General features: G+C 42.0%; 1 pseudogene. It reads right to left on the reverse strand.

Going from position 1 to position 255, the window contains the following annotated elements:
* Positions 1-223: pseudogene (locus E3E24_RS12605) on the reverse strand (RNA-guided endonuclease TnpB family protein); the annotation flags it as partial.
* Between the last annotated feature and the right edge of the window lie 32 nt (positions 224-255).

A 255-nucleotide genomic window follows, 5' to 3' on the forward strand; every position in this document is an offset into this window, starting at 1 on the left:
CGGAGTCAACGTAGTGGGCAGCATAATTCCAGTTCTCTAAAAGCGTGTCTCGGAGTTGTTTCCTCTCAAACTTCGTGAATTTTTCGGTATTGAGGATTTCTTGGAGTGCAGTTTTTGCCATTTTGTGGTACTCTTCAATAAACTTCAGAATAACACTATCGCCTTGAAGTTGAATTGAGTACGCCCTCACGACGGTTTCATTCTTGGAAGAGCTGTTTTGCATTCTTCACAACCTCTTTATACTTGTGAGAACGC

It is taken from the genome of Thermococcus sp. LS2 (assembly GCF_012027375.1).
Classification (GTDB): domain Archaea; phylum Methanobacteriota_B; class Thermococci; order Thermococcales; family Thermococcaceae; genus Thermococcus_B.